11 protein-coding genes are annotated in these 14,923 nt (G+C 62.3%); 1 reads left to right on the top strand and 10 read right to left on the bottom strand.

The genetic code is table 11. From position 1 onward, the window contains the following. From AC56KZ_RS20835 to AC56KZ_RS20870, 8 genes are all read right to left on the bottom strand, one after another. Positions 1-3,486, bottom strand: a 3,486-nt coding sequence (locus tag AC56KZ_RS20835) for a cadherin domain-containing protein (RefSeq protein ID WP_497164085.1), incomplete at its 3' end; no start/stop codon positions are given. Between the two features lie 273 nt (positions 3,487-3,759). Continuing rightward, positions 3,760-4,401 (bottom strand): LuxR C-terminal-related transcriptional regulator, encoded by a 642-nt coding sequence (locus tag AC56KZ_RS20840; protein WP_497164086.1) that lies wholly within the window; start codon positions 4,399-4,401, stop codon positions 3,760-3,762. A gap of 11 nt (positions 4,402-4,412) precedes the next feature. Next, on the bottom strand, positions 4,413-5,813 hold the full coding sequence (locus AC56KZ_RS20845) for an HlyD family type I secretion periplasmic adaptor subunit (protein WP_497164087.1): 1,401 nt from the start codon (positions 5,811-5,813) through the stop codon (positions 4,413-4,415). Further along, positions 5,797-7,974 carry a type I secretion system permease/ATPase gene (locus tag AC56KZ_RS20850; protein ID WP_497164088.1) on the bottom strand — a complete coding sequence of 726 codons (2,178 nt, stop codon included), beginning with the start codon at positions 7,972-7,974 and terminating at the stop codon, positions 5,797-5,799. Before AC56KZ_RS20850 ends, AC56KZ_RS20845 begins: the two co-directional genes overlap by 17 nt. A gap of 335 nt (positions 7,975-8,309) precedes the next feature. Continuing rightward, complete coding sequence (gene ychF / locus AC56KZ_RS20855) at positions 8,310-9,401, bottom strand: redox-regulated ATPase YchF (protein ID WP_497164089.1); 1,092 nt, start codon at positions 9,399-9,401, stop codon at positions 8,310-8,312. A 120-nt stretch (positions 9,402-9,521) separates the two neighbouring features. Further along, a complete protein-coding gene (locus tag AC56KZ_RS20860) occupies positions 9,522-9,935 on the bottom strand; it encodes a BLUF domain-containing protein (protein WP_497164090.1) in 414 nt (137 codons plus the stop codon). A gap of 72 nt (positions 9,936-10,007) precedes the next feature. Then, the gene (senA, locus tag AC56KZ_RS20865) at positions 10,008-11,249 is read right to left on the bottom strand and encodes a selenoneine synthase SenA (RefSeq protein WP_497164091.1); all 1,242 of its coding nucleotides are present in this window, start codon (positions 11,247-11,249) and stop codon (positions 10,008-10,010) included. 29 nt (positions 11,250-11,278) lie between these two features. Beyond that, entirely contained in the window at positions 11,279-12,376 is a 1,098-nt protein-coding gene (locus AC56KZ_RS20870; protein ID WP_497164092.1) for a patatin-like phospholipase family protein, read from the bottom strand. A 203-nt stretch (positions 12,377-12,579) separates the two neighbouring features. On the opposite strand from AC56KZ_RS20870, the gene AC56KZ_RS20875 reads away from it, so the two are divergent. Beyond that, complete coding sequence (locus tag AC56KZ_RS20875; RefSeq protein WP_497164093.1) at positions 12,580-14,136, top strand: vanadium-dependent haloperoxidase; 1,557 nt, start codon at positions 12,580-12,582, stop codon at positions 14,134-14,136. An 18-nt stretch (positions 14,137-14,154) separates the two neighbouring features. Here the strand turns inward: AC56KZ_RS20875 and pth are convergent, their stop codons facing one another. Together pth and AC56KZ_RS20885 are read right to left on the bottom strand one after the other, a co-directional pair. Then, positions 14,155-14,739, bottom strand: coding sequence for an aminoacyl-tRNA hydrolase (pth, locus tag AC56KZ_RS20880; protein WP_497164094.1), 585 nt, complete (start codon positions 14,737-14,739; stop codon positions 14,155-14,157). 104 nt (positions 14,740-14,843) lie between these two features. Continuing rightward, on the bottom strand, positions 14,844-14,923 hold an 80-nt coding region (locus AC56KZ_RS20885), incomplete at its 5' end, for an IS3 family transposase (protein WP_497164095.1).

Raw genomic sequence — 14,923 nt, forward strand, 5'->3', positions numbered from 1 at the left:
CGAGCCGTCCGAACTGGAAGCCAGGACCGTGATGTTATGGCTGGTCGCCGTTTCGTAGTCGAGCAGCGTGCCGTCGGCAACGGTCACGACGCCGGTCGTGGCATTGATGGCGAAGCGTCCGCCGGCATCGTTGCTCAGGGTATAGGTAACGACTGCACCGCTGTCGGCATCGGTGGCAAAAGCGGTCACGCCGACGAGGGCGCCAGTCGCCGCGTTTTCTGCCACGCTTCCGCCGGTCGCGCCATCGGTGTCGGACACGACACTGACCGCATTGTCGTTGACGTTAGTGACACTGATCGTGAAGACCTGGCTGTTGCTCGAGCCGTCCGAACTGGAAGCCAGGACCGTGATGGTGTGGCTGGTCGCCCTTTCGTGGTCGAGCAGCGTGCCGTCGGCAACGGTCACGACACCGGTCGTGCCATTGATGGCGAAGCGGCCACCGGCATCGTTGCTCAGGGTATAGGTAACGACAGCACCTGCGTCGGCATCGGTGGCAAAAGCGGTCACGCCGACGACGGTACCAACTGCCGCGTTTTCCGCTACGCTGTCGAGGCCTGCATTGCTATCAGTGACGGCGCTGACCGCATTGTCGTTGACGTTGGTGACACCGATCGTGAAGACCTGGCTGTTGCTCGAGCCGTCCGAGCTGCTCGCCAGGACCGTGATGTTATGGCTGGTCGCCGTTTCGTAGTCGAGCAGCGTTCCGTTGGCAACGGTCACGACACCGGTCGTGGCATTGATGGCGAAACGGCCGCCAGCGTCGTCGCTCAGGGTATAGCTAACGACCGCACCGCTGTCGGCATCAGTGGCGAAGGCGGTCAGGCCGACGACTGCGCCGGTCGCAGCATTCTCAGCGACACTATTGGTGCCAGCATCGTTGTCGGTGACGGCGCTGACGGCATTGTCGTTGACGTTGGTGACACCGATCGTGAAGACCTGGCTATTGCTCGAGCCGTCCGAACTGGAAGCCAGGACCGTGATGTTATGGCTGGTCGCCGTTTCGTAGTCGAGCAGCGTGCCGTCGGCAACCGTTACGACGCCGGTCGTGGCATTGATGGCGAAACGGCCGCCAGCGTCGTCGCTCAGGGTAAAGCTAACGACCGCACCGCTGTCGGCATCAGTGGCGAAGGCGGTCAGGCCGACGACTGCGCCGGTCGCAGCATTCTCAGCGACACTATTGGTGCCAGCATCGTTGTCGGTGACGGCGCTGACGGCATTGTCGTTGACGTTGGTAACGCCGATGGTGAAGGCCTGGCTGTTGGTGGAGCCATCCGAGCTGGTGGCCAGCACAATGATGTTGTGGCTGGTTGCGGTTTCGTAGTCGAGCACGGTACCATTTGCGACGGTCACGACACCGGTCGAGGCATCGATGGCGAAGCGCCCGCCGGCATCGTCGCTGAGGCTGTAGGTGACGACAGCACCGCTGTCGGCATCGGTGGCAAAAGCGGTCACGCCGACGAGGGTGCCGATCGCTGCGTTCTCAGCGATACTATTGGTTTCAGCGTTGCTGTCGCCGACAGCACTGACGACATTGTCATTCAAATTGGTGAGGCTGATGGTGAATGTCTGGCTGGTGGTAGGTGAACCGTCCGAGCTGCTCGCAAGAACCGTGAGGTTGTGGCTAGCAGCCGTTTCATAGTCCAGCAGCGCGCCATTGGCGGTGGTCACGACGCCTGTCGAGGCGTTGATGGCGAAGCGGCCGCCAGCGTCGTCACTCAGGCTGTAGGTGATGACAGCGCCGGTGTCGGCATCGCTGGCGAAGCCAGTCAGGCCCACCACCGTTCCAGCGATAGCATTTTCAGCTACGCTATTGGAGAACGCATTGCTGTCGGTGACGACGCTGACGGCGTTATCGTTCAGATTGGTAACCGTCACCGCGATCGCCTGTGTATCAGTGGCGACACCATCCGACACCTGGACGATGACGTCGTAGACATTATTTCCGCCTGCGTCGGTTGGCGCATCGAAATCTGGCGCCGATACGAACGACAGCGCACCGGTCTGGGCATTGATGCTGAACTTTGCTGCATCTGCGCCGCCCACGATCGTAAATGTCTGGGTCGCCCCGTGGTCAACATCGGTAGCCGTCACTACGCCAACCGAAGCGGCATTCTCAGCCACACTGATCGATGCAGCGGCGCCTCCACCATATGACGTAATGACCGGCGCATCATTGGTGCCGGTAATGGTCACTGACACCGTCTCGAGGGCCGTGCCGCCATTGCCATCGCTGACGGTGACGGTGAACTTTTCGACTTTCGTCTCGCCCGCTGCCAGGTATTCCACCGCGCTATCCGCAACAGTGTAGGTCCAGGTCAGCGCCCCTCCGGTGCCCGTACCGGTGGTATCGCGGGTAATAGTTGCATTCATCGTCCCTAACGCGGCCTCGACAGGTGCTGCAGATGCCGTGTGGCTGTCGGCTAGGTCGACATCCTTGAAGTTCAGGCTGCCACTGCTGGTCAGGGTGCCCGCTGAGGTGGTCTGTTCCGTTACAGAGCCGGTCGTTGTCGTAGTGTCCGTAGTGACGAACTGAGGACCGTCGTTGACGCCGGTAATATTGATCAGGTCTGTGTTCTGGATGCCAGCCAGGTCGAATACCAGGGAATGACTGACGGGAGTATCGGAATTGTCGTGATACGAGATACGACGCAAGATCGCCTCGACCTCGGCAGCTGCGGCCTGATTGGTAAACGAGATCACAAAGCTTGTCCCGCTACCGCCGGAAAAAGTCGCAATATTCTTGCCGCCAATAAAAATGGTATTGCCAGAGATGGTCACGCCATTGCCGGCAGTGACACGCACAACTTCGCTGGAAAACAATCCGGATACGGTCAGCGTCAGCCCTGCGAAATTCCCCGACGCCGACACCGTAGCGTCTGCTGCAAGGAAGATCGCGCTCCCCTGCTCGGTGTAATTCACACCCCCGTTCGATCCGGAAGTCAGGCGATTCAGATCGAAGATGATTTTGTTTGCACCCAGAATGCCTGCATAGACGGCTTGCCCGAACCTGGTCAGGGGCGCTGCTGCGCCTGGCGCGCCAGACCATGCGTCGAGTTCCCAGCGTCCGCCGTGCGCTGCGGCGCCTACCAGGCCGGTTGCAGCGGCAACTGGCGCATCAACCATGGCGCCGAGCATGTCAAGGAATTTCCTGCCGCGTTCGCCTTGGGCCGTGTCGCAACTCCACAAAAGCAGCTTGCCGCCGCCATGGAGCGCGTCGCCAATCACGCCAAGATCGGCAGCCGCTTCCTCGAGCGTGTCCAGCGACAGCGCTTCTGTCCAAAAACTGATCTCGCCAGGTTTGCCATGCGCGATGATATGCACCGCATCGAGGCCACTGCGGCCGCGGAGAGCGGCCGCCATCTCTGCAGTCGGGCGTTGCAGCGCTGGCAGCACGACCGCATCGACACCCGGGCTGATTGAGCCCAACAAGATGTTCAGGTCAGGGACGGTGCTGTCGATGAAGACGATTTCGCGCGACTGGATCATGATTTTTCCTAGTTGACTTGGAGGTATGGCGAAGGTGCGGTTGAAACCTGCCGCCCTGCGCTCGAATGGGTGCTTTTATGCGATTCGGCTGCCAGTCAGGCTAAATCAATGTCAATACGCGGCCTACTAGACTTTGGTACACCCACTACTTAAGTCTAGGTAAGCTTGTTGTTTTCACGCCGAGGCCCGGCGTCGGGCCGCCAAGGGGATTGCTGCAGTGGCGCGCGGCGGTACAGGAGGCACACAGGGGAGGCAGGCGAACGCCGCCGCCAGCTAGAGAACGGATACTTCGACGACGAGCAATGCCAGCTTGAGCCGATCGGCAATCCCGAGCTTGCGGAATATTTCGGTCAAATGCGCCTTGACGGTGCTTTCGGTGATAGTCAATTGCCGTGCGATCTGTTTATTCGATTCACCGTTTCCGATCAGCTCCGCAATCTCGCGCTCGCGGCGGGTGAGGTCGGACAAGCGTTCCATTGCGGCACGCCTGCCCTCGCTATCGGCACGGATGCGTGCGCCCAGCTCATCAAGCAGGCGGGGCGTGAGTGTCCTGCGAATCCACAGTTCACCTTTCTGGACAGCGGCGATGACCGAATTCAACCGTTCAGGGGAAATGTCGTTGCGGCAGCAGCCGCGCACCCCGATCCGGAACAAGCCCAGCTCCCTGATGTCGCATGGTTCCCCGGCGAGTGCGACGATTTTGGTTGGGGCGTGGAGTTTCCGCAGTCGCGCGGCACCCTTGGCGCCATCGAGATCCGGCAAATCCAGGTCCAGCACGAGCACGTCCGGCCTGGTACGCTCCATTTCCATTAAAAGCGTTGCCATGTCCCTGGCAGTGCCCACTATGGAAAAACCCTCGATCCCTTGCTGCCAGTTGTGCAGCAGTTCGGGTGATGGGCTGGCGAGTAGAATCATCGGCATGTCCTTTATCGTTCGCGAAGCGCCATTTCTTTGGTCTTGATAATCGGCTTGAGCAGATAATGCAGTACGGTTTTTTTGCCGGTCTTGATATCCACGGTTGCCACCATGCCTGGCAGGATCGCTAACGGCGTGGCTTGGCCGCCGGGCTTGAGCTGCCTGGTGCGAACCCGGATCTGGTAAAAGCTTTCCTGCCTTTCTCCCGGACGCTCCGGCATGAGCGTATCGGCGCTGATATGTTCGAGCGTCGCCGGCAGGCCTCCATAAATGGAAAAATCGTAGGCCGACAGCTTGACCATGGCTTCCTGGCCCGCGCGCAGGAATGCAATATCGGCCGGGCGCACACGCGCCTCGATTAACAAGGTGTCGTCCAGCGGCACGATTTCGAGCAGGTCCATTCCCGGCTGCACGACGCCCCCAACCGTATTGACCTTGATTTGCTTGACGGTTCCGGCCAGCGGTGCCCGCACGAGCGTGCGCTTGACCCGGTCCTCCAGCGCCGTATTGGCAGCACTGAGCGCATTTTGTTCGCCCCGAACCAGGTTCAGCTCCTTCATTGCATCAGCGCGAAAGCGTACGTGCAGTTCTTCCATTTTTTGCTGAACTTCCCGGTGTGCCGATTCCAGCCGGGGCAGTGCAAGACGAGTCGCTTCGAGTTCGCCACGCAAGTCGTTCACCTGGCGCTCCAGCCTCAACAAATCCACTTCGGACACCGCTCCTTGCTTTGCCATCGGCCGCATCAAGGCCAGTTCCTTGGCGATCAATTCGTGGCTTTGCCTTAGCTGTGCTTCGCGCGAGCGGTTTTCGGCAAATTCCCGGCTGCGCTGGTCCGCCTGCTGGCGCAATATCGACTGGTTTGCACGCAGCTCGCGCTGCCGGGTCGCATACAATGATTTTTCTTGCGCGACCAGCGCGGGCGCTTCCTGTTCCAGGTGGGCCGGGGGCACAAAAGCAGTATTTTCGGCTTCCGCCGCCAGCCGGGCGATCCGGGCACGCAGGGCCTGGTCCCTTGCCTGGCCTTCGCGCGACGATGCAGTAAAACGGGTATCGTCGATGCGCATCAGTGGCTGGTCCTTGTGCACGACTTGTCCCACTCTGACCATGATTTCGGAAACAATCCCGCCTTCCAGGTTTTGCACAACCTGCAGTTGGCTCGAGGGGATGACCTTTCCTTCCCCTACAGTGAATTCGTCGACAGTGGCCAGAGCAGCCCAGGCGATGGCCACAACACAGAACAGAAGCGTGAGCCACAGGATCCAGTGCGTGAAATAACGGGGCCCTTCCATCATCGCAGCGCTGCTTTCACGCATGAAGCCGGTATCGTCAACCGTCGGACGCAAGGCGTTCGCGGCGCGGCGCACCAGGCCTCGCAGAGGGAGCTTGCCAGATGAATTACTGGTGTGCGCCATTCAGCTTCCCTCTTGCGAGTGCTGCGAGAACAGGTTCTTTCGGGCCGTCAGCTACCACCCGTCCCTGGTCGAGCACAATCAGGCGGTCCACCAGGCTCAACAGCGATGCCCGGTGCGAGATCAGGATCAGCGTGCGGCCTTGGATCTGGGCGGAAATACGTGCCTTGAACTGTTCTTCGGATCGGTTGTCCATCGCGCTGCTCGGTTCATCAAGCAGCAACAGCGGGGGCACCAGGAGTTCCGCGCGTGCAATCGCGATTGCTTGCCGCTGCCCGCCGGATAATTTTTCGCCACGCTCGCCAACAGGCAGGTCCAGTCCCTGCGCCGAGCGATTCGTAAATTCCGTGACGCCGCCAATGTCGGCCGCGCGTAGTACCGCCGCATCGTCGGCATAGGGAGCACCGAGCACAATGTTGTCGCGTACGCTGCCATGAAATAGCATAATGTCCTGCGGTACATAGCCGATATCGCGACGCAGGGCAGCTGGGTCGATCTGACGCTGGTCAGTGCCATCGATGAGCACCGCCCCCTTGCTCGGCGGGTAAAGACCGAGCACCAGTTTTTCCACGGTCGTCTTGCCTGAGCCGACACGGCCGATGATCGCAACGCGCTCACCAGGCGCGATGCGAAAGCAGACGTCGCTGAGCGCTTCACTGGTCTGGTCGGGATAGGCAAAGCTGACGTTCTTGAATTCCACGCCGCCAAGCAAGGCCGGGCGGTGTACGAAGTCCTTGCCCGGTGGCCGCTCCACAGGCAGGTTCATCAGCCGGTCGATAGCCATCAACGCATCGCGCGACTGGTGGTAACGGGTCAATAGGCTTGCCACTTGCGAGAGCGGTGCCAGCACACGCCCGGTAAGAATGGAGCATGCGATCAGGCCGCCCATGGTGAGCTTGTCGTCGGCAATCAGGTACACGCCCATGATAATGACCGCGAGATAGGCCGCCTGTTGGGCAAATATGGAAAAGTTGACTGCACAGGCAGACAGAAAGCGCGATTTCAGCGCCAGCTTGCCGATTTGCCCGATCACTTGTTCCCATTTGCGTTGTACCGCACCTTGCGCGCCGATGACCTTGATGGTTTCAAGCCCTACAAGACTTTCGACAAGAGTCGCTTGCCGTTGAGCGGCAAGTGCGGAGCTTGTTTGCACCAGCCTGGCTAGCGGAGCTTGCAGCGCCAGACTGACACCAACGATGAGTGGTACTGCAACCAGGGGTATCCATCCGAGCGTGCCGCCAACCCAGAACATCGCGCCTATGAACAGGATAACGAAAGGCAGGTCTATCAGGGCCGTAATGGTAGCGGAGGTAATAAACTCGCGAAACGCTTCGAATTCCTGCAGATTGCTGGCAAAAGCGCCGACCGACGCGGGGCGAGCGCTCATCTGGATACCCAGTACTTTTTCAAAAATGTTCGCAGAAAGGACGACATCGAGCTTTTTCCCGGCAACGTCGATGAAGTAACCACGTAGTGCGCGAATGACCAGGTCGAAAAACATGACCAGTCCGACGCCAATCGATAAAGTCCATAGGGTTTCAATAGCGTGGTTCGGTACGACGCGGTCGTACACGTTCATCGAGAACAAGGGCATTACCAGGGCGAACAGATTGATCAGCAGCGAGGCCAGCAGCACTTCTGCATATATTGGCCACGACTGCACCGCGACTCCCCAAAACCAATGCACGCCTTTTGGAATGGCACTATCGTGGACCCTTGCATCGAAACGATGGGCCAGGCGCATGAAAATCACATGGCCGGCATATTGCCGTTCGAGTTCTACCAGCGCGATATCGCGCTGGATGGAAGCCGAGTCTGGGAGGAGGATTTGTGCTGTTTCACTCCCGATGGCTTGCACGATGCAGGCTTGTTTATCGTGCAGCAGTAATACGGCGGGAAGAGTGAGTTCCGATATTTTTCCCAGCGGCCGCTTGACCAGTTTCGCTGTAAATCCGGCACGGGATGCCGCGCGAAGGAAGAGATCAGGTGTCAGGCGGTAATCAGGCAGTGGCAAACCCGCAGTCAGGGTTTCGGCGGACATCGGCTTGTCGATAAGCCGGGTCATGTCGACGAGGCAGCTCAGCAAAGGATCATCGGTGCTGCCCCCTCTTGAAGGGAGGGTCCACTGATCATTACTTTGATCAAAAGCATCGATCGGCCGCATTAGCACCAAGTCCAAAGGTTGATGTAGCGCAATTCAAGAGATACGAGCACCAGCGATTCAAGCATCACGACCCACGCTCAAATCGAGTAACTATTAGTTGTCGTTTGACTTGCAATGTATCACTTTTTATGCACAGTAGTTAACCTCCAGTTAATTTTTCCTGGACTGATTAATTGTCGTTGTATAAATGAAACAGACATGCTGGTGGTCAACGGAGAGCTTCCGGACCGGCCTTTCTCACGCGTTCTGGCTTACCTGCGCCGGCAAAAGGACGAAAAAAAGCCTCGCATGCGAGGCTTTCACGTTTCTGGCTGATCCGCGCTGGAGGCGCGCGGTTAGACGTTGAACAGGAAGTTCAACACATCCCCATCCTTGACCACGTATTCCTTGCCCTCGGCGCGCATCTTGCCTGCTTCCTTGGCGCCGGCTTCGCCCTTCAGGGCGATGTAGTCGTCGTAGGAAATCGTCTGGGCGCGGATGAAGCCGCGTTCGAAGTCGGTGTGGATCACGCCGGCCGCCTGCGGGGCGGTGGCGCCGACCTTCACGGTCCAGGCGCGCACTTCCTTGACGCCGGCGGTGAAATAAGTCTGCAGGCCGAGCAGTTTGTAGGCGGCGCGCACCAGGCGGTCCAGGCCCGGCTCGTCCATGCCCATGTCGCCCAGGAAGGCGGCTTTGTCGGCGTCGTCGAGGTCGGCGATTTCGGACTCGATGGCGGCACTGATTGCCACGATCGGGGCGTTCTGCTTGTTGGCGAATTCGGTCAGCTGGTCCAGCAGCGGATTGTTCTTGAAACCGGTGTCGGACACGTTGGCCACGTACATCGCCGGCTTGGCCGTGATCAGGTGCAGTTCCTTGATCAACGCCATTTCGTCGGCGTCCAGGCCCATCGTGCGCACCGGCTGGCCTTCGTTCAGGTGCGGCATCAGGCGTTCGCAGATCGCCACCAGCTTGGCCGCGTCCTTGTCGCCCGAGCGCGCCTTTTTATTCTCGCGGTGGATCGCTTTTTCGACGGCGGTCATGTCGGCCAGCGCCAGCTCGGTCTGGATGACTTCGATGTCGTCGATCGGGTTGACCCGGCCGGACACGTGGATCACGTTGTCGTCTTCGAAGCAGCGCACCACATTGACGATGGCGTCGGTCTCGCGGATGTGCGACAGGAACTGGTTGCCCAGGCCCTCGCCCTTCGAGGCGCCCGCCACCAGGCCGGCGATGTCGACGAATTCGACGATGGCCGGCACCACGCGCTCAGGCTTGACGATGTCGGCCAGCGCCTGCATGCGCGGGTCCGGCACCTCGACCACGCCGACGTTCGGCTCGATCGTGCAGAACGGGTAGTTCTCGGCCGGGATGCCGGCTTTGGTTAGCGCATTGAACAGGGTGGACTTGCCGACGTTGGGCAGGCCGACGATGCCGCATTGGAGACTCATGGGAATTCTTTCGTTCGATGATGGTGGAGCCAGGAAAGCGCGGCCCGAAACCCCATATTGTAACCGGGGACGGCCAGGCATGCCGCAAAAACAGGCGTTTGCTTACCACCGTCGAGCGAATTATTCCTTGAAAATTTTAAGCAAGGTCACTGCCGGCGATGCGGCGCCGATCTTGCGGTTGCCCCGCGCGGCCTCGATCACTTCGACCAGCTCGTCGTACTTGTCCGCCTGGCGGTCGTCCAGATTGGTCATGTTCATGTTCCAGCGCGAGAAGGTGCGGAAGCTGGCCGGCTCGTTGTAGAGCACGCGCGAATTCTTGTGGCGGGGATCGGCTTCGATGATCTTGTACAGCTTTGCCAGAGTGGCCGCAGGCCCTTCCAGCACTTGCAGGAACCATCCGCCGTTGTAGAACAGGCTGCCCGTCACATCGATGCGTTCGTTATTTTCCCTGGCTTTGACGTGGATATCGCGCAGGTCGTCTGCGGACATCTTGCGTACTGCCTGGCTGACATAGACTAGTTGGTTGATTGACATTGCTGCAAATCCTCGCCGGACGATTGTTCAAAGGCGAAGTTATAGCATGGACTATTTGTTTCCTTAAGGAATTTATTTCGGTTGGCGTGACAAATCCGGGACAGTGTCGTCGGGCGCGCAAGTGCGGAAACCGGCGAAGATGTCGTCGCGTTCGGGCGTGTAGAAATTGCGGAAATGGGCCGAGTGCAAACGTGCCGGCGTCGCGAACGAGGCGCCGCGCAGGGTCTGGCGGCTGCCGAAATACGGCGCCGAATACTCGGCGTAACGGTCCGGCGCAAAGCCGGCATAGGGCAGGAAGGGCGACGCCGTCCATTCCCACAACTGGCCCCATGCGAAGCCGGGCTCGGACGCGGTGGCGGCGTATTCCCACTCCTCTTCCCGCGGCAGGCGTCGGCCGGCCCAGCTGCAATAGGCCTGCGCCTCGTGCAGGCTGAGGTGACGCACCGGTTCGGCCGGGTCGATCTCCACCAGGCTGCCGAAGCGCACCGTGTTCCAGCCATCGCCCGTCCCGGCGCGCTGCCAGTAGCGCGGCGCCGAGCGCCCTTCGCCGAGCAGCCATGCGCGTCCGGCCTCGCTCCAGAAGCCGGGGCATTGGTAGCCGCCGTCCTGCATGAAGTCGAGATAGGCGCCATTCGACACCAGAGCGGCGTCGATCGCGAACGGGGCGATATGGCAGGGCGCCGCCTGTTTTTCGTTATCGAACACGAAGCCGCCCGACTGGTCGCCGCCGCGCAGCAGCTCGCCGCCGGCAAACGCGATCTCGCCTGGCGCCGCGGCCTCGCCGCCAGGCGTTTGCGCACAGGACAGCGGCCACGCCGCGCCCAGCGTCTGCAAAGTGTGCAGCAGCGCTTCGCCATGCATGTCTTCGTGCGCCAGCACCAGGCGATACGGGTAGAGCGCAGCGTCGTCCGGGTGCGCCTGCGCCAGCCGGGCGCAGATCCCCTCCAGCACCTCGCGGCAATAGGTTTTCACGGCGCCGGGCGCAGGCAGGTCGAGCGCCCAGCGCGCGCCGTGGGCGATCCGGTTCGAATCGAACCAGTCGTCGGCCTGCGCCAGCAGCGAGGCGCCGCTGGCGTCGCCCGGCGCGCTGCTGGTTGCAGCGCGCAGCACGAACCATTCGGCGAACCAGGCGACATGTCCCAGTTCCCACAGCGGCAGGTTGAGGCTGGCAACGCGGGGGACGTGCGCCGCCTGGTCGTGGCCGGCCGCCGCCAGGGCCTCGAACAGGGCCAGCGTGTGGTGGCGCGCGTCCTGCAAGGCGAGGTGCAGCGCGGGGACGCCCATCCGGCGAAACGATGCTTGGTTTTCGGTCATGCGCCCATTGTACGGGCGATGCCATGCGCTCAGATCGCTCGCAGGCGCGACAAATCCGGCCGCTCGACAAATGCCGCCAGCTCGTCGCGCAGGCGACCTCCTTCTCCCATCGCCAGCTGCCAGCTGCGGATGCGCGCGTCGTGGTCGAGCCCGAAGTGCTTGAAGTCGCCGCGGTCGGGCAGCTTGTGGCGCGGCAGCGATTTCACGAAGTCGGGTGAAGGCGCGACGATCAGGACGTTGTCGAGCCAGCCGCGGTTCGGCCCCCGTGCGCAGCGGCGCCAGGGCATGGCCTTGTCCAGCCAGCCGGGCACGATGTGCTCGTTGAAATGCGGGTAGAGCACGATCGCGTCCGGCTCCTCGCGCTCCAGGCGTGCGTAGGGCAGCGCCAGGTGGTAGTCGATGATGCCGCCATCCCAGTAGTGCCCCTGGGGCGCGCCATCGATGCCGGTCACCGGCTGCATGATGAGCGGCAGCGTGCCGGAGGCCAGCAGGCTCGCTGCCAGGTTGGCGCGGCTGAGGGTGGCGAAATGGGTGTCGAAACCGTCGAAGGCCTCCCTCAGCCAGCCGGCTGGCGCGCGGCCGTCGGCGAGCACGACGCGCTCGAGCAGGCTGCCCAGACGCGCCCGCGAAGCAAAATTGGTGAGCGCGGCGGCGGCGAAACCGCGCATCTCGGCGCGGCGGTGGGTGGGCGCGTCCAGGGCGCCCTTGCCGCGCACGGCCAGCAGGTGCAGGCGGTGCTGCGGGTGGCTGAGGATGTCGTCCTCGTGGCCGCTGACGAATTCGTGCAGGAAGCCCTGCACCACGGTATTGATCTGCGCGGGGCTGGGCTTGGTGGTGGTGTAGCGCTGGCCGACGTACAGGGCGCCGAGGCGCCCGAAGGCGCGGACCGGGTCGCGCTGGCAGGCGGCGGCCATGCGCCAGGCGCCGATCGAGGAACCGATCAGGGTGCGCTCGCGCGGGTGGCTCGGAAGCCACTCGCCGAACAGGTATTGGTCGAGCTTCTGGAAGATCAGGCCCTTGGGACCGCCGGCGGCGGCGGGAACGACGGCGACATCCTGGGCGCGCAGGCCGTGGGCGCGGATCTGGGCCAGCGCGCGCGGGCCGGCGTGGAAGGTGAGAGCACTCATGCGTGGAATTATCGCAAGACAGAGGCGCCTTCGCCCGTCCTGCCTTGCGTTGGCAGAAAGAATTGCACCAGGTACTTTAATGCAGAGCAGAATTTGGGCTGGGCGATATCAATACGCGGCGCGGTTGCGCTTGTATTTTGACTCGGCCGTTTCTAAGCTGGGCTTCATCATCCGGAACTTCCTATCCCGACAGGAGAGTCATCATGAAGTCGCGCGCCGTGCTGTTGTGCTCGTCGTTTTGCTGGTTCCTGATGACGTTCCTGGCTGGCGCGCCGGCCCTGGCAGGCTCCCATCCGCCGGTCGGCGCCGGGCCAGCCTTCCAGACCCAGCCGGGCACCCGCGAGCTGCCGCCCCGCTACCCGCCGCCGCCAGGCCCGAATCCGATTGCGCGCCTGGCCTACTGGAACGAGCTCGCGCTGCGCGCCAACGCCGTCGACCATACCCCGGCAGTTGTCGGCAACGTGGCGCTCGGCGCCGAACAGCTGGGGCCGACCCGCACCAGCCGGGCGATGGCGATCATCCAGATTGCCGTGTATGACGCGGTCAATGCCATCCTCCGGCGCTATCCCGGCTATACCGGTCCACTGGCGGCGCTCGCGGACAGTTCGCAGGATGCCGCCATTGCCCAGGCAGCGCACGACACCCTGGTAGCGCTGTATCCGCGCCAGGCGGCGCGCTTCGATACCTGGCTGCGCGAGGATATCGCCCGCCTGCCGCGCGGCCGGGCCACCCTGAACGGCATCGATGTCGGGCGCCGCGCGGCTGCCGCGATCCTGGCGCTGCGCGCGAGCGACGGCCATTATGATGACGAGCCGGTCGTCGGCCAGGACTATCAGGTCAGCAATGCCCCCGGCGTGTGGCGGCCCGATCCGGTGAGCCGCAGCCCGATCGCGCTCGGCGCCTACTGGCAACGCCTGACGCCCTTCGTCCTGCCCTCGCTCGACGCTTTCCGAGCGCCGCCGCCACCGGCGCTGGCGAGCGACGCGTATGCGCGCGCCTTCAACGAGGTCAAGCAGCTCGGCGGCGACGGAGTGCGCACGCCGACCCGGCGCACGCGCGACCAGACCATTGCCGGTATCTATTGGGCTTACGACGGCACCGCCTGGATCGGCACGCCCGTGCGCCTGTACAACCAGGTTGCGGTGCAACTGGCCTTGCGGCGCAGCAGCGATGCGCTCGAACTGGCGCGCGCGCTGGCGCTGGTGAACGTGGCGATCGCCGACACGACGATGGCGGTCTGGCAGTCGAAATACGACTACGATTTCTGGCGCCCGGTCACGGCGATCCGCGAAGCCGGACCGGGCACCAGCCCGACCGGGCTCGGCGACGGCAATCCGCAGACCCTGGCCGACCCCGGCTGGACGCCGCTGGGCGCGCCGGCCAGCAACCTGTTCGGCCCGGATTTCACGCCGCCCTTCCCGTCCTATGTATCGGGTCATGCGGGCCTGGGCGGGGCCACCTTCCACATGCTGCGCCGGCTGTATGGCGACCAGCTGCCTTTCACCTTCGTGTCCGACGAATTCAATGGCATCACGCGCGACAACGATGGCCAGGTAAGGCCGCGCCTGCCGCGCAGCTACGCAAGCTTGTCGCAGGCCGAGGAAGAAAATGGGCAAAGCCGGATTTACCTGGGCGTGCACTGGCCCTTCGACAAGACCGCCGGAATTGCGCTGAGCCACCAGGTGGTCGACTACATCGTCAGGCGCGGCCTGGTGCGGCCGGGTACGGCCGCAGGTACAGGGGCCTACGGCGCGCGGTGAACGAGTGACGGCGGCGGTTCAGCCCGTATGCAGGCGCATCGTAGCCGTGTCGAACTTGCCTTCGACCGCCAGCGGGATGATGTGCAGCGCCTTGTCGATCGATTCTTCGATGAGGCTCTGTTCGTCCTTGCGCGGGCGGTGCAGGACGAAGTCGGCGACGCCCTGCTGCAGGTTCAGGCTGCGCGGGTGGCCGATGCCCAGGCGCAGGCGCCAGTATTCCTGGGTGCCGAGGGCTGCCGTGATGTCCTTCAGGCCGTTGTGGCCGCCCGAGGAGCCGCCCTTCTTCAGTTTCGCCACGCCCGGCATCAAATCGAGTTCGTCGTGCACGACCAGCACTTCGTCGGGATTGATTTTATAGAAGCGCGCCAGCGTTCCGACCGACTGGCCGGAGCGGTTCATGAAGGTGAGCGGCTCGAGCAGCCAAACCTCATTGCCGGCAATCGTGGTCTTGGCCGCCATCGCATTGAACCGCGACTCGCGCTGCAGGCGGCAGCCGGGGATATCGTTGGCGATCTTGTCGACCAGCCAGAAGCCGGCGTTATGGCGGGTTTGTTCGTATTCTGGGCCAGGGTTGCCGAGGCCGACGATGAGGCGGATGGACATAGCGGTCGCGTCAGGAAAAGGGGGATTATCGCCGAAATGGCGCGTAGGAATTAAAAAACCCGCCGGCTTTGAACTGACCCCCTAAAGTTGGACGGTTAAGTTTGCTAGGCGGCCAAGGGCTGGGTTCTGTATTGCACAGGACTCAGCCCTTTTAGTTTCATCTTGATGCGGTCGTGATTGTAGT

It is taken from the genome of Telluria sp. LT2P34 (assembly GCF_059685915.1).